At 59.3% G+C, this 15,471-nt stretch carries 14 protein-coding genes; 6 read left to right on the top strand and 8 right to left on the bottom strand.

Translation table 11 applies throughout. The features are described 5' to 3' along the window. Positions 1-118: 118 nt before the first annotated feature. On the bottom strand, positions 119-547 hold the full coding sequence (locus tag RDA78_RS29620) for a nucleoside deaminase (protein WP_434053321.1): 429 nt from the start codon (positions 545-547) through the stop codon (positions 119-121). Positions 548-737: 190 nt separating this feature from the next. Here RDA78_RS29620 and RDA78_RS29615 point away from each other — a divergent pair, with 190 nt between their 5' ends. Next, positions 738-2,087: a pseudouridine synthase gene (locus RDA78_RS29615; protein ID WP_434053320.1), complete on the top strand. Its 1,350-nt coding sequence runs from the start codon at positions 738-740 to the stop codon at positions 2,085-2,087. Next, a complete protein-coding gene (gene rsmD / locus RDA78_RS29610) occupies positions 2,084-2,647 on the top strand; it encodes a 16S rRNA (guanine(966)-N(2))-methyltransferase RsmD (protein WP_434053319.1) in 564 nt (187 codons plus the stop codon). The genes RDA78_RS29615 and rsmD overlap by 4 nt, the downstream gene beginning before the upstream one ends. Positions 2,648-2,663: 16 nt before the next feature. On the opposite strand, the gene RDA78_RS29605 is transcribed toward rsmD, so the two are convergent. The 6 genes from RDA78_RS29605 to purD form a co-directional block, all read right to left on the bottom strand. After that, positions 2,664-3,521 (bottom strand): MBL fold metallo-hydrolase, encoded by an 858-nt coding sequence (locus tag RDA78_RS29605; RefSeq protein ID WP_434053318.1) that lies wholly within the window; start codon positions 3,519-3,521, stop codon positions 2,664-2,666. A gap of 252 nt (positions 3,522-3,773) precedes the next feature. Beyond that, complete coding sequence (locus RDA78_RS29600) at positions 3,774-4,112, bottom strand: hypothetical protein (protein ID WP_434053317.1); 339 nt, start codon at positions 4,110-4,112, stop codon at positions 3,774-3,776. 113 nt (positions 4,113-4,225) lie between these two features. Continuing rightward, a complete protein-coding gene (locus RDA78_RS29595; protein ID WP_434053316.1) occupies positions 4,226-5,089 on the bottom strand; it encodes a patatin-like phospholipase family protein in 864 nt (287 codons plus the stop codon). Between the two features lie 126 nt (positions 5,090-5,215). Continuing rightward, positions 5,216-8,404: a putative bifunctional diguanylate cyclase/phosphodiesterase gene (locus RDA78_RS29590; protein WP_434053315.1), complete on the bottom strand. Its 3,189-nt coding sequence runs from the start codon at positions 8,402-8,404 to the stop codon at positions 5,216-5,218. 266 nt (positions 8,405-8,670) lie between these two features. Next, a complete protein-coding gene (locus RDA78_RS29585; protein WP_434053314.1) occupies positions 8,671-9,576 on the bottom strand; it encodes an alpha/beta fold hydrolase in 906 nt (301 codons plus the stop codon). A gap of 112 nt (positions 9,577-9,688) precedes the next feature. After that, the gene (gene purD, locus RDA78_RS29580; protein ID WP_434053313.1) at positions 9,689-10,972 is read right to left on the bottom strand and encodes a phosphoribosylamine--glycine ligase; all 1,284 of its coding nucleotides are present in this window, start codon (positions 10,970-10,972) and stop codon (positions 9,689-9,691) included. Between the two features lie 211 nt (positions 10,973-11,183). Here purD and ubiA point away from each other — a divergent pair, with 211 nt between their 5' ends. Beyond that, entirely contained in the window at positions 11,184-12,131 is a 948-nt protein-coding gene (gene ubiA, locus RDA78_RS29575) for a 4-hydroxybenzoate octaprenyltransferase (RefSeq protein WP_434053312.1), read from the top strand. An 18-nt stretch (positions 12,132-12,149) separates the two neighbouring features. On the opposite strand, the gene RDA78_RS29570 is transcribed toward ubiA, so the two are convergent. Beyond that, the gene (locus RDA78_RS29570; protein ID WP_434053311.1) at positions 12,150-12,740 is read right to left on the bottom strand and encodes a DUF6101 family protein; all 591 of its coding nucleotides are present in this window, start codon (positions 12,738-12,740) and stop codon (positions 12,150-12,152) included. A gap of 309 nt (positions 12,741-13,049) precedes the next feature. Between RDA78_RS29570 and RDA78_RS29565 the strand changes: the two genes are divergently transcribed. The 3 genes from RDA78_RS29565 to RDA78_RS29555 are packed head-to-tail and all read left to right on the top strand — an operon-like array spanning position 13,050 to position 15,467. Continuing rightward, entirely contained in the window at positions 13,050-14,393 is a 1,344-nt protein-coding gene (locus RDA78_RS29565) for a TldD/PmbA family protein (RefSeq protein WP_434053310.1), read from the top strand. After that, positions 14,380-15,192: a 3'(2'),5'-bisphosphate nucleotidase CysQ gene (locus RDA78_RS29560; protein WP_434053309.1), complete on the top strand. Its 813-nt coding sequence runs from the start codon at positions 14,380-14,382 to the stop codon at positions 15,190-15,192. The genes RDA78_RS29565 and RDA78_RS29560 overlap by 14 nt, the downstream gene beginning before the upstream one ends. Positions 15,193-15,227: 35 nt before the next feature. Then, complete coding sequence (locus RDA78_RS29555; RefSeq protein WP_434053308.1) at positions 15,228-15,467, top strand: DUF4170 domain-containing protein; 240 nt, start codon at positions 15,228-15,230, stop codon at positions 15,465-15,467. Positions 15,468-15,471: the final 4 nt, after the last annotated feature.

The raw sequence follows: 15,471 nt of genomic DNA, 5'->3' as shown, positions 1-15,471 counted from the left end.
GGTAAGGCCGCAACTATGAGCGATACCTGTGACAGTATGCCAACGGAAAGTCAGCCCGGAGCACGATGTGGGCGCATTCAGGCGTCCATTGTTGCGAATGCGCAACGCAATTCTGGAGTTACCGTTTGGAATTAAAGAAGGTTTTCAGTATTTCTGCGGATGCTGTTTCGCGAATCCCCGCATAAATTTCCGGTTGGTGGTGGCACGTTGGCTGCGAAAAGAATCGCGCGCCGTGTTCGACGGCACCACCCTTCTCGTCGCCGGCACCGTAGTAGAGCCGCCTGATCCGCGCAAAGGATATTGCGCCGGCGCACATCGAACACGGTTCAAGCGTCACATAGAGATCGCACCCGTTGAGGCGCTGTGATTCCATCAGCGCGCACGCTTTCCGTATGACGAGGATCTCCGCGTGTGCTGTCGGATCGTTGAGTTCCAGCGTCCTGTTTCCGTCCCGGGCGAGGACCCGCTCGTCCCTGACAAGAACGGCACCGACGGGCACTTCGCCTCGGGCGGCCGCAGCTTCTGCCTCTTCCAGCGCGATACTCATGAAGGACGTTCTGCCGCTGTGCATTCTCATTGCCCCTGTTGAGGTCGCCCGGTGCCGGTTGAAACGTTGTTCCCGTTTCCCGAAAACAGGCCTGTTTCGCATGTGTCATGCACCAGGAAAAGGGCTAGGTTGCGAAATTAGGGACCGTGAGGTGATTTCGGAAACGGTCAAGCTCTGATATGAGGCGCCCATGACGACAAGAAAACCAACACGCGGACGCCCGCAGCCGTCAAAAGGCTCCGGACGCCGGAACGCAGCGCCCGACAGGAAGCGCGCGCCTTCTCCGAAGCCGAAAAAGGCGGCGGACGCGCCTGCAATGCCAGCCTATTCCGCGGACGCGGAACGGGGAGACCGTATTGCCAAGGTCATGGCCCGCGCGGGCTTGTGCTCTCGCAGGGAAGCGGAAAAATGGATCGAGGCGGGACGCGTTCAACTGAACGGTGCCGTGCTTGCAACGCCTGCCGTGACCGTTTCGGAAAACGACAAGGTGCTGGTGGACGGCGAACCGCTGCCCATGCGCGAACGAACCCGTCTCTGGCTATATCACAAGCCAAAGGGACTGGTGACGACAAACAGGGACCCAGAGGGGCGCCCCACGGTGTTCGACAGGTTGCCGAAGGATCTGCCGCGCGTACTGACCGTCGGCAGGCTGGACATCAACACCGAAGGTTTGCTGCTGCTGACCAATGACGGCGGTCTTGCGCGTGTCCTCGAGTTGCCGTCGACCGGGTGGCTGCGGCGCTACCGGGTGCGCGCATTCGGCAAGGTCACACAGTCTGATCTGGATGCCCTGAATGACGGGATTGCCATTGACGGCGTTCTCTACGGAGCAATCGAGGCGACGCTCGACAAAGAGCAGGGTGGCAACATCTGGCTGACCGTCGGCTTGCGCGAGGGCAAGAACCGTGAAGTCAAGCGGGTGCTCGAACATCTTGGCCTGGCCGTCAACCGCCTCATCCGCCTCTCTTACGGGCCGTTTCAGCTGATGGACCTTGCAGATGGCGATGTCCGGGAAATTCGCGGCAGGATCCTGCGCGACCAGCTCGGCGAGACATTGGCGAACGAGGCGGGTGCGGATTTCGACGCCCCCATTTTCCACCAGCCGAATCAGGAAGACACCGCGAAGTCTTCCGGAAAGTCACGCGGTGCCGGCGGCAGGTCCAACGGCAAGCCCGGCAGCGGTAGGGCGCAGGGTCAGGGTAAGTGGCTCACGGCGCGTGAAGGAAAGTCGGAAACAGACAAGCGCAAGGCGTCAAGGACAACGGACAGGCCGTCAGAACCGGGCCAGAAGCGGCCCAAACGCGGCAATGCCGGGCCGCGCCAGGAAAAGGTGTCGCCGCGTTCCCGCTTTCGAATGACGTCCGAGCCCCGTCCGCGCAAGGAATTCGCTGAGGACCGGCCCGGGCCGCAGAGGCGAATCTGGAGCGAGGACGGTCTGGTGGAAGACAAGCAACAGGAAAAGAGGTCGGAAAAGCCCGGACACGACCGCAAGGGGCCAGCGAGGGGTGACGACAGGCCCAAGGGAGGCAGGCGCTCTTGAGGATCGTTGCCGGGCGGTTCAGGGGCAAATCGCTTGCAACGCCGAGGTCGCACGGGACCAGGCCGACAAGCGACCGGCTCAGGGAGACGATTTTCAACATTCTCGCGCACGGGCTTGCCTTCGACGTTGACGGCGCGCGCGTGCTCGATCTGTTTGCGGGAACGGGTGCTCTCGGCTTTGAGGCCATCAGCCGAGGAGCGCGCCATTGCACCTTCATTGAGGAAGGTGCCGAGGCGCGTGGCGTGATTCGCACGAACATGGAAAACCTGGGCCTCAACGGTGTCGCCAAGATCTTCCGGCGCGACGCGACCCGCCTTGGCGCAGCCGGGACAATAGACCCCTTCAACCTCGTCTTTGCCGACCCGCCCTACGGCAAGGGACTTGGGGAACTGGCGTTTGCGTCGGCCGCCAGGGGTGGCTGGCTGGCGCCGGGCGCTCTCTGTATTCTTGAGGAAACCGCCGCCGCGGCGCCGGAGCTTCCCGCCGGGTTTTCTGAAACGGACCGGCGTCAGGCGGGAGAAAGCCAGGTCATATTCCTGCAATATGACGGCGACGCCTGAAAACCTGCTCTGCCGGTCAGGCGCCCCCAGGCATCATGATATAGACGGTCGTTCTTGCCGGAAGCATTGCCTTGCTGATGACAAGCTGGGGAGTTTCCGCCTGCACGATCTCGTAGCCGGCTTCGGTTGCCCGGCCGGTGAACGCCGGCAAGGCGCCCGCGAAATGAAAGTGCATCGGGATGATCATCGCCGGCCCGATGCCCTTCAGAACGTCCATCAGGCTGTCGAGACGCAGCGTCGAGGAATTGTCGATCGCGGCGAAAACGACATCGATCTGGCCGAGCCGCAGGTAATCTTCTTTGGTCAGCCTGTGATGCAGATGGCCCAGATGCGCAATGCACAGGTCAGCGATCTCGAAAATGAAGATAGAGTTGCCCAGACGCCGTGTTTCGCCATCCCAGCTTCGGATATTTGTCTGGATGTTCCTGATTCGCGCATCCCCGACCGTGATGTCGTGATCCATCGGGCCGCCTTCCGGGTTCCATCCGTAGAGCAGGTGTTCGATGTCCGGATCCGGTGAAAGCGAATAGTGGGTGGAATGCGCGCCGTTCATCGTCGCGACCGTCGGCGTCAGGAACGGGCGGTGAATGTCGTTATAGTCGGTGGCAATGCGAACGCTGCCGGGCGTTTCCAGCTCGAATGTGGAATGGCCGATATACCTGATCTGCACTTCCCCGGCCTGGAGTGCGGCTTGCCAGACCCGGACTTCATCATCTCTGGGAGCAAGGTAGGGCGCGTTTGCAACGAGTTGGCAGATCGCCATTGCAGGCGAAGCAATGGCTGCGAACGCAAGACCCATCAGGATCACGGCGGTTCGGCGCGCGCCGTGGACGCGTCGGGATGTCTGGCTCGAAGCTTCGATGCGTTTGCTCATGTGCTCGTCCCTGATTTCGACCGGGCTGCCTAAAAGAGTAGCGGTCGGCTGGGCCGAGGCAAGCACGAAAATTGGTCACGCCTGCACGACTTTGATGTCATTGGCGATTTCTAGAACGGTTCCAGCTACCCCGGAACCATTCTAGGCCCGAAAGACCAAAGAAAAAGGCAACCGGCCAGCGCGTCGAATTTCGCGGAGGCGGTTGCCGCAGGTGGGGGCGGGAGGGAGGAAGAACCAGCCCCGAATGAAACTTCAGACGACGTGAAGGCTGACCGGCGCTTTTCCACCGCGCTGACGGATGTCCGTATCTGCCTCACCAGTCGTGTTCGCTCGTGCCTGCAGGTGAATGAGCTCGCCGGCATGTCCGGCTTCCATCACCAGGGACGACCGGCTGCAAAGTGCTGCCAGCGACAGCCCCAGCCGGCGCAGATGAGAGCGTCTGTAACAATAAACCGCGAGTGCCGCCCTTTTGCGTTCGGGAAGCTCAATTCCGACATCCGTGACAACGTTCAGTGTCGCCTCAAGCAGATGTTTCAGCAAATCCTCGGGAACTGGACAATTCTCCAGATCCGCAGACCCCGATTTGTGCATTGTCTTACCTCTGGTTTTTAAGAATAATATTCCCCAGTGGCGTTAAAAAAAAATTAATTTCCGGCTTATTTACAGGAAAAATCATGTGGGTGGTGAAATTTACTTAGGCGTTTTCAAGTAACTATCATAGGTTGTTTTGTCAGCGCTGACAGTTTTTCTCTTGTTGATGCTCTCAGCGCTTCGGCTCTTTCAAGAATTTGCTCCGCTTTCAGGAAATCAAGAACACGGACCGTGTCATGTGGCGGACGCACCAGAATATCTGGTTGTTCCATCTTCAGTTTTTGGGTTGTGATCGTCTGCATGAGGATCTGCGATGAACCGAACAGGGAGTCCAGCATATTGATATCCGATCTGTTGGATCGCGGTACAGGTGCACCGACGACATCTACCGCGACAACGATGTCGCAATCGGAGCGCATGCCTTCGAAAGGCAGGGGATTGACGACACCACCGTCGATAAGAAACCGGTTTTCGTGCTGCACCGGACGGAAGATGGCAGGTATCGCTATCGACGCCGCAATCGCAGGCAGGAGCGGTCCTTCTTCAAAGTCATGTTCTTCACACCCGAAAAAATCCGTTGCAAGCACGCGAAGCGGAATGTGCAGATCCTTGAAACTCCCTGGCAGGTACTCGGCAACAAAAACCTCAAGAACGCGTTCCGGATCAAGTTGCACCGGCCGAGCCCGGAACATGTCGGCAAATCGCTTCGGCCGCAATTGCCAGACCTTGGAAAGAACGTTGTTTCGATCGGCGAACAGCTCCAGAGCAATGCGCCTGACATCCTCGCCGCTATGGCCGCTCGCGTAGGCCGCACCGAGAATAGCACCGATCGAAGTTCCTGAAATCCTGGCAGGCTTCAGCCCCAGATCGTCAAAGGCTTCAAGAACCGGGATGTGGGCCAGACCGCGGGCACCGCCGCCTCCCAGGGCAAGCCCGATCCGTGGGGCAGTCGTTGAGGTCGCCGTTTGCGCGGTCATGTTGTCCGCTTTCCTTTCTTCGATCGTCTGCTTTGACATGGGGGCGCGGGCATCGGATTCCAAGCCAGGGAAACTTGCCGCAGAGGCAAGCCGGCAAGCTCACAAAAGCATTGATACCGCTTGCTGTCAGATGACGAAGTAAAGATCGTCGGAAGCTTCGGTCATCCATTCGGTCATCTGGTCGAGCGGCATGGGCTCGGCGATCAGGTACCCCTGGATGGAGAAGTCGCCCATCATGCGCAGGCGGTGGTATTGCGCCTCGGTCTCGACACCTTCGCAGACCACCGCGATGTTCAGAGATCGCGCAAGATGGACCAGCTGATTGACGACCGCCTCCTTGCGCGGGTCATCGATCATCTGGGCGGTGAACGAACGATCGATCTTCAATCCGTTGATTGGAAGGTCAGCGACGTGGGTCAGCGAGGCGTAGCCGGTGCCGAAGTCGTCGAGTTCGATATGAACGCCAAGTTCGAACAACTCCCGGAGCGCCGCCAGATGACCGGAACGGTTATCGTTCAGGAACACCGATTCCAAAACTTCGGCGGTAATCCGCTCCGCACCGATCTCGTATTTCGCCATCGCGGCCTTGAAGTGTTCCACCAGCAGGCCGGAAGCGAGATGAGAAGGGGATACATTTACCGAGATGCGGCCGAAATCGAGCCCGCTGACAAGCCAGTGTTTGGCGGCAGCAAACGCCCTGTCGATGATGACTTCGCCGAGAACCGGAGCAAGGCTGGTCTTTTCGACGACCGGCAGGAAATCCGCCGGCGAAAGGACGCCGTGCTCGGGGTGATCCCATCGGATCAGGGCTTCGATACCCGTGATGTTCTGTGACCGCAAATTGACCTGCGGCTGAAAGACCATGAAGAACTGGCTTTCCTTGACCGCATTTTGCAGTTCACGTTCGATCCTGGCTTCCGTTTCGCTTTCCGTCTTCATGCTGGATTTGAAGAACGTGAAGCGATCCTTGCCGCTTTCCTTCGATTGGTAGAGCGCGAGGTCGGCGTTGAAGAGAAGATCCTCGAACGTCACGCCGTCTTCCGGGCACAGTGCAATCCCCATGCTGACCGTTGGCCAGAACCTGTTGCCGTTGAACTCCATCGGCAGGCGCATAAGCCGCCGTGCCCGTTCGAAAAGTTCGTTGGGGTCGGAGCTTGCATTTTCCGCGATGATGACGAATTCGTCGCCGCCCCAGCGATAGGGCGTACCGAGACCGCGCGACACTTCGCGCAATCTGCGGCCCGTCTCCTCCAGGCAATAATCGCCCGCAAGATGGCCATGTGTATCGTTGACGCGCTTGAAATTGTCCATGTCGACATGAACCAGAAAAGCCGGTTTGTCTACCCGTTCGAACCGCAGTTTTGCATCGCGCTGGCAACCGGCCCTGTTGGACAGTTTGGTCAGCGGATCAAAATAGGCCAGCCGTTCTGCGCGCACCCTTGCTTCCCGTGTCTCGGTCTCCCGCATCACCCTTTCTGTCACGTCATTCGCGATGATGACAAAAAGGTCTTCGTCCTTGTCCTTCAGCAGCTGTATGCGCAGTTCGACCGGATATTCCGACCCGTCCTTGCGCCGGTGAACGGTTTCTGCCGCGATGCCTTCAAGGTCTCCGCTCAGGAGCGGCCTGACCTGGTGCTTGATGGCATCCGCGTTGTAGATCGAATTGACATCCCAAAGATGCATCGATTGCAGATTTTCCAGTTCGTGACCCAGATTGTTCAAAGCGCACCGGTTGGCATGTTTGAACCGGAATGTGGCGGCGTCCAGAAGGAAGATCTCGTTGAGAGACGATTCCAGAATGTTTGCAAGCAAATGGTTCCGCCGCTCTGCTTCGCTGCGCTCGGTAATGTCATGAACCGTACCGACAACCTTCGCGGCATTTCCGTCCGGTCCCGGCTCCACGTAGCCACGGATGTGAAGCGCGCGGGGCTTGCCGGTTTCCGGGATCAGCGAGTGTTCAAAGTCGAATTCACCGCAGCTCTCGACCGCGTTTTGAACCATGAGCTGTGCGGCCCGGCGTTCATGTTCGGGTATCTGCGCGTAGACCTTGTCTATGATCTGGTTCGACGGCAGGCTTCCGTCGATGTGCATGATGCGGAAATACTCTTCCGTTGCGCTGACCTCGTTTGTGGCAAGATCGCGTTCCCAGCTGCCGACCGTCGCAATGCGCTGGGCGTCCAGAAGTTTGGCGGCATTGCTTTCCAGCTGATTGGTATAGTCACGAACTTCCGCTTCTAGCCGATGCCGCGTGACCTGGACCGAGGACTGAAGACCGGACAGCAGACGCTGGATCACCGCCCACGTGATCAGTGACAGTCCCACGCCGATCAAAATCGAAACGAGAACACCCCTCAAGAATGCCCACATGTTCTGCGTGACGTCCTTGATGACCCGCAGCGTGAATGCGGTGTCGCCCCGGGCAGGGGCAAGTGGCAGATCACGCACCATGTAGATCCTGCCATTTTGAACATAAAAGGGTTCGATGCCCGTGCCGCGGCCCGGGCTGGAAAAGACATCCAGATCAAAGCCGCCGGGTGCAAAGCTTCCCAGCACCCTGTGGATCGTCCTGTCGGTACCGTTTGCGTTCCGTCCCGGTAACTGCCTCGTCTTGACGATCTGGGCATCGATGGCCGTGCTTGCCAGTGCCAGCGAACGTTCGATGTCGGTGGTCAGTTTCAGGTAGCCGAGCAATTGTCCGTTGGAGATCCAGGGACGCAGCACTCCGACAACGAACCGATTGTCCGGACCCAGTTCAATTCCATCGTGCTGGCCTGCTGCGATTTCAGCCGGATCAATTGCGCGACCATCTGCAGTCGTGAGCGCGACCGGTGCCACCTCCGGCGGATAGACAGGCGTCATGTCGGGTTTGAAGATCGAAAGCTCGACAATGTCGCGGCGACCGGATTTGGAAGCAAAGAGAGCCGCCGCCAGGCGCCTCACCTTGCGTTCGTCCTTTGCGCGAATGGCATCCTGAAGATCCGTGCCGTTGCCGAGGATCCCGAAAATCTCCGCAAGTGTGTCGGCGCCGAGTTTTTTTTGCTGCATCACGAGCCGTTCGGCGGTGTTCACGATCGCCTCCTGCGGCTCGCGCAGGTTCCGGAACTCGGACGAGATGTTCTGCGCGATGAGGATGCAGACGATCAGCCCCAGGAAGGACAGGAAAACCAGCCGGATCGGCTTTTCGAAATTCTGGTCGTCTTTTGGAGAAAGCCGCGCAACGATGCGGTCAAGAAAAGTGTTCGTTCGGGGCCGGCGAGAAGTGCTGTCCCGCAGGTTCTTCTGTTTTATCGACTTCTGTCTGCCCAGACCCAGCACGAATACCCCCGGCAGCCGCGGCTGCGAACACATTGGCGAGGCTGTTTGCAGTCTGTGTTTGGAAGTCCTTCATGGCACTCACCGCAAACCTTCGTCGCCGCAAGTTTTAATATGATAGATTAGTTAAATTGTCTTGAATGGAAATCTTAAATGCAATTAAGAAGTTCGTTGATTTTCTTGGGAAAATCAAATTTTTTGAGGGTCTTTCAGATTAAGAACTGCAGAGGTTAGGTAATTCGACTGAGGACTATTCGGCAGGCATTCAATCAGCCGCCGAAAAAGCTCAGCAACGCATCCGCCGTTTCGTCAGGGGCCTCTTCCGGCAGAAAGTGTCCGCCGGGAAGAGACATGCCCTGAGCCCGAGGGTTCCAATGGCGCCAGATCGCCAACGGATCGTCGACACTTGAGGCTATGCCTTTGCTGCCCCACAGCACGAGCACGTCGGTGGAAATTGTGTTGCCGGCGTCCCTGTCGGCCTTGTCATGAACATAATCGATCGTCGCGCCCGCACGGTAATCCTCGCAGCTTGCGGATATCCGGTCAGGCCGGCAGAACCAGTCTCTCGTATGTTCGAGTGCACCGTCCGAAAAGCAATCAAGGGTTTTCTCTGCAGTCCAGCTTGCGAGCGTATGTTCCAGAAAACGGACGGGAGCGGCCGAAATCATCTTTTCCGGAAACGGGAACGGCTGGGCAAGGAACATCCAGTGGTAGATCTTGAGGCCGAAGCCGCGGTCCATCAGATCCCAGTAATCCGATGTCGGCAGGATATCCAGCACGGCCAGCTTTTTGACCGAACCGGCAAAGTCGAGCGCAAGCCTGTAGCCGACACGCGCACCCCGGTCATGCCCTGCAAGGAAAAATGTTTCATGGCCAAGGGCGCGCATCATGTCGTTGATCGCCGCTGCCCAGGCACGTTTGGAATAGGTCCCGTGACCGGCTGTTCTCGGCGGGATCGATGACCGTCCGTAGCCGGGAAGGTCGGGCATGACCAGCGTGAAGCGACGTGCCAGACTTGGGGCAATCTTGTGCCAGATGACGTGGGACTGCGGATAGCCGTGGAGGAGCAGAAGCGGCGGCCCTGATCCTCCGATCCGGCAGAAAAAGTCCGTGTTTTTCGCCTGCACGACTTTGGTTTCGAAGCCCGGAAAGAGATCCGGCAATTCCCTGGTCAAGTCACTTCCCCGCTTAGAAAGGACGAAAGCCTGCCGGTTGTGCGCCTGCACGGCCAAGGCTCCGCCGAACCGCAAGTGCACATAAGCGCGGATGGCGGCTGGTTGGCCTACGTCAGTTTTCGTCTATTGCCTCACGGGCGATCGCACGCCACCCGATATCGCTTCTGCAAAACCCGTCCGGCCAGTCTATTTTTCCGATTGCGTCATAGGCACGTGCTTTCGCGTCCGCGACCGAGTTGCCCAGAGCCGTCACGTTGAGGACCCGGCCACCATTGGCGCGCAGGACCCCGTTGTCGCGTTTCGTTCCGGCGTGAAAAACCTGCAGCTCATCCGACCCCATCTGCTCCAGACCGCGGATTTCCGTACCTTTTTCGTAAGCTCCCGGATAACCGTTCGCCGCCATCACGACGCTGAGAGCGGCCTGATCGTGCCAGTGCGCGCGTGCGCTCGCCAGTCTTCCATCGACACTGTCGAGCAGAAGTTCCAGCAGGTCGCTCTTCAGGCGCATGACCAGAACCTGGCATTCCGGATCGCCGAACCGCGTGTTGTATTCGATCAGCTTGGGGCCGTCGGCAGTGATCATGAGGCCCGCATAGAGCACACCCTTGAAAGGTGTTCCGCGCGCGGCCAGCGTTCCGATCGTCGGGGAGATGATCTCGGCCATCACCTGGTCGACCAGTTCCTGCGTCATGACCGGAGCCGGCGAATAGGCGCCCATGCCGCCCGTGTTGGGACCTTCGTCGCCGTCGAAGGCGCGCTTGTGATCCTGCGCGGTCGCGAGCGCAAGTGCGTTGGTTCCGTCGGAAAGGACAAAGAAGCTGGCTTCCTCGCCCTCGAGAAATTCCTCGACAACGACTTCCGCACCGGCGTCGCCGAAAGAACCGTCGAAACATGCGGTCACGGCGTCTTCCGCTTCAGCGAGCGTCATTGCCACCACGACGCCCTTTCCTGCGGCAAGACCGTCCGCCTTCACGACGATTGGAGCGCCTTTCTGCCGGAGATAGGCGAGCGCATCATCTTGTTTTGTGAAGCGGCCATAAGCAGCGGTCGGGATCGCGGCCTCGTCGCAAACGCCTTTCGTGAAGGCCTTGGAGCCCTCTAGTTGCGCAGCAGCCTTGGTCGGGCCGAACGCCTTGATCCCTGCGGCGTCCAGATCATCGACCAGGCCGGCGACCAGAGGCGCTTCCGGACCAACCACAACAAGATCGATAGCGTTTGATTTGCAGAACGAAACGACGGCCGGGTGGTCGGCAACATCAAGCTGCACGATGTCCGCCAGGTCGGCAATACCAGCATTGCCGGGAGCGGCGAAGAGCTTTGTCAGTTTCGGGGACTTGGCAAGCGCCCATGCCAAAGCGTGTTCACGGCCGCCGGAGCCGATAAGCAGGAGTTTCATGTCAAGCGGATCTCTTCAAACGGTCCATCGAGCCGACCGGGCTTGACCTGGTTCGACCATGCGAGATCGCGGTCTATCACGGAGCATCGCCTGCGGCAAACACGTCCGGTGCCGGGACCGGCACCAGAGCCCCCGTAGTGGCTGTGACCATTTGCAAGATGTAATCCGCATTGAAATTCGGTAGAACGACCGAATTCGAAAAGGGCAGCCCATGTTTTTCTCCACCAGGGACACCGGACCAGTCGCGGATGCTGTCAAGCAGCACTGGGTCGACACGAAACTGCCGGCGGGAATGCGTCCTTACGCACGGCTGGCCAGATGGGAGCGCCCCATTGGCTGGTGGCTGCTGCTCTGGCCATGCTGGTGGTCGGCGGCACTTGCCGCTGTTGCAGCCGGAAACACGGTGCCGAACCTCTGGCATCTTGTTCTCTTTTTTGTCGGCGCTGTCGCCATGCGCGGTGCCGGCTGCACCTACAACGACATTGTTGATGTCGATATCGATGCGAAAGTGGAGCGGACGCGGTCGCGTCCGATACCGGCCGGACAGGTGACCAAGACCCAGGCCAAGGTTTTCCTCGCCGCACAGGCCCTGCTGGGACTTCTCGTGCTTGTCCAGTTCAACATGTTCTCGATCGCGCTTGGAATAGCCTCGCTCGTGCCTGTTGCCATCTACCCCTTCATGAAACGTTTCACGGACTGGCCGCAGCTGTTTCTGGGTTTTGCCTTTTCCTGGGGTGCTTTGATGGGATGGGCCGCGGAATTCGGATCGCTGGCCTTGACGCCGGTGCTGCTTTACTTCGGCGGTATCTGCTGGACGATCGGCTACGACACCATCTATGCACACCAGGACAAGGAAGATGATGCGCTGGTGGGGGTCCGGTCGACGGCGCGGCTTTTCGGATCCCATACGAAACCTGCACTCATCGTGCTCTATGCGCTTGCAACGGTGCTCTTTGGTCTTGCCGCGGCTTTTGCAGATGCAGGTCCTGCTGCATTTGCCGGAATTCTGGCAGGCGCGGTCCATCTGCTCTGGCAGATTATTGCCCTGGACATCGACGACGGCGACCAGTGTCTCAAGCTGTTTCGGTCCAACAGCACTTATGGGTGGATCGTTTTTGCGGGATTTGTCGCAGACGCGCTGATCGGTTCTGCATTCTAGACAGACGCAGGTATGCCGTCAGGTACGGGCGATGATCTCGCGTTCGTGCGCGAAATTGGCAGTCGTCTCGACGTGGCGACCCGTTGAACGCTTGTTCAGGAAACGGGGCCGTCGTCCGGTCAGGAGACGGAGTTTCCGGCGTGGTGCCGGCTGATCCGAGGATGTTGCACTGTAAGCGTCAATCGGTTTGACGTCCCCGCCCAGGTCGCAGACCAGCATCGGCAGCTTCAGGGTGTGCGCCCAACGGCTCCAGAGGATTGCAAGTTCGTCGGAGTGCTCGGTTTCCGCAAGCGTGATCGAAAGGGCGCTGTCGGGGTGCTTCAGGATCAGCGCCGTGACGACACTGCCGGCAGTCTGGCCTGGAACGATGCGAACCATGACGCCGTCGAAGCCGCTGACGGGCACAACCACGTTGACGGGCACGCCGGCAACACGCCGCTTGTAGACGACCCTGGTCTCATCGAGAAAGATGTCGGCTGGAAGAGAGGGCGTTCCGGGACGGGATTCGAGCCTTTGGGTGAATTGCACCGGCAGGCAACCGGGGTGCAGTTGTGTTTCTGCATCATTCCCGGTTGCCGCGGGCACCTGTTGTTCTGTTTGATGTCTCAAATGACTCTCCGTCGGACCTTTTGGTCTCTTGATACGGTGAAAGCTACCTGAGAAATGTCGTGAACCACTTAAGAGATAGAGTTAAAAAACTCTGATTTCAAAGAGGGTTACCGGAATGTAAGCACGTCGGAAACGATCTGTTCATGGCTGTGTCCGAATTGAGCCGGAGCCAAATTTCCGAAGATGGTTCAATACGCTGGCAACGCTCCTATGTAATCCAGTGACCTCTAATTGTTGCGGAGCCACGGCGCTGGGCGTAAACAACAGCCGAAGCGGGGCGTATGGAACAGACACATCAAGGCGGATTGAATGTCGGAAATGATTGATCAGAGCGAATTGCAGTCGCGCGCAGTACGTCTCGTCGAAGCTGCCCGGAAAGCCGGAGCCGATTCCTGCGATGCCGTTGCCGTGACCGGCGTGTCCCTTTCCGTCGATGTACGGGAAGGCAAGGTTGAAGAGACCGAACGCGCCGAAGGAGACGACGTCACCTTGCGCGTATTCGTCGGCAAGAAGACCGCTGCCGTCTCCGCAAATCAGCTGGATGACCCCGACACACTCGCCGAACGCGCTGTCGCCATGGCGCGGGTTGCGCCGGAAGATCCGTTTGCGGGTCTCGCCGACGACACGCTGCTTGTCAGGCAATTGCCGGAATTGGAGCTTCTCGACAGCAAGGAAATGACCGCTAACGCGCTCACGGATATCGCACTTGAAGCCGAGGCCGCCGGGCTGGCTGTTTCAGGCGTGAGCAAATCCGGCGGCGCAGGAGCGTCCTGGCGGCTTGCCGGCGTGGTGCTGGCGACCAGCCATGGCTTCGAAGGGGCTTACCTGACCTCGCGCTATGGCATGTCGATGACCGCGGTGGCAGGGGACGGCACGGCGATGGAGCGCGACTACGACTTCGACAGCCGGACCTATTTCGAAGACCTCGACAGGCCGGCGGACATTGGCCGCAGGGCAGGGGAACGCGCCGTTCGTCGACTGAACCCGCAAAAGCTGTCGACACGGACGACCAACGTTATCTATGAATCGCGCGCAGCGCGCAGCATTCTTGGTCACCTGACCGGCGCGATAAACGGCGCATCAATAGCGCGCAAGACAAGCTTCCTAAAGGATCGCATGGGCGAAGCGGTCTTTGCACCGGGGATCCAGGTGGTCGACGATCCGTTCAAGCGCCGGGGGGCGGCGACGCGTCCCTTCGACGGAGAGGGAACGGCCGCCGCCGTGCTCAACATGGTCGAGGATGGCGTGCTGCAGCACTGGTTTCTTGACGGCGCATCGGCGCGCGAACTGGGGCTAAACCCGAATGGCCGGGCGCACCGGAGCGGCAGTGGCACGTCGCCGGGCGCCACGAATGTGACCCTGATGCCTGGTGAAAAGACGCTGGAAGCACTGATGGCGGAAGCCGGCAGCGGCTTGCTGGTGTCCGATCTCATCGGTCACGGCGTCAATGGAATCACAGGCGATTATTCGCGCGGGGCTGCGGGTTTCTGGTTCGAGAACGGTGAAATCATAGAGCCTGTCAGCGAAATCACGATTGCGGGCAACCTCAACGACATGTTCAAGCGACTGGTTCCCGGGAGCGATCTCGACAATCGCTACTCGGCGGCAACCCCCTCCGTCATGATCGAAGGAATGGCGCTTGCCGGAAGCTGAGCTGGATACCCGCGATCGCGAACGGGATGCCGACATTGATCTGTTGGAAACCGCGGCGCGCCAGGCCGGGGCACTGGCACTGAGCTATTTTGGCCAAGGGCTGGAAACCTGGTTCAAGGGAAACAAGTCACCCGTGTCCGAGGCCGATATTGCCGTCGACAGGTTTCTGGCGGACCGTCTTCTGACGGCGCGTCCGGATTACGGATGGTTGTCGGAGGAAACCGCTGACGACAGGGCACGGCTGAACTGCCGGCGCGTGTTCATCGTCGACCCGATAGACGGGACACGGGCTTTTCTGTCGGGCGGCGAGGAATGGACGATTTCGGTTGCCGTCGTGGAAAACGGGCGCCCGGTCGCCGGAGCCGTTTTCTGTCCCATCCGGGAAGAAATGTACACGGCGCGGGCGGGAAGCGGTGCGTTTCTTAACGGGAGCGCGATCTCGGTTTCAAACCGGCTCGATGTCTCCGGGGCAACCTTGACCGGGCCGCATTCCATTGTTTCGAATACCGATGTGCTGGCGGCCGGGTTTCAGAAAACGGACATCCTCCGCTCACTCGCATACCGTCTGGTTGTGGTCGCGGCCGGACGCATCGATGTCGGCACGGCACGCGGTGGCCCAAGCGATTGGGATCTCGCGGCTGCCGATCTGGTCGTTCAGGAAGCCGGGGGCGCTCTGACGGACGTGGACGGAAAGGTTTTGACCTACAATCGTCCGAGGACAGGCCACCCGGCATTGATCGCGGCATCGACCGGGCTTATAGGACCAGTGCGCGCAGTCCTTGGAGACATTCTCCGTTAGCAGACTGCCGCTCCATTTATTCAGCGAGGATGCGCATGAGCGAGACCGACACCCCGAAACAGCTTCTGCACCTTGTCTTTGGCGGTGAGCTTGAAACACCCGAAGGACTGACGTTCCGGGATCTGGACGAGCTGGATATCGTGGGCATCTACCCGAACTACGCGGAGGCCTACAAGGCCTGGAAAGCCAAGGCGCAGGCGACGGTCGACAACGCACACATGCGGTACTTCATCGTGCACATGCATCGCCTTCTGGATCCGGACACGGCGGAATAGCAAC

Origin of the sequence: Roseibium sp. (assembly GCF_051016195.1) — a bacterium.
Lineage (GTDB): Bacteria > Pseudomonadota > Alphaproteobacteria > Rhizobiales > Stappiaceae > Roseibium.
The sequence above is the reverse complement of the archived record's forward strand: the minus strand, read 5'-3'. Positions and strand labels throughout refer to the sequence as shown.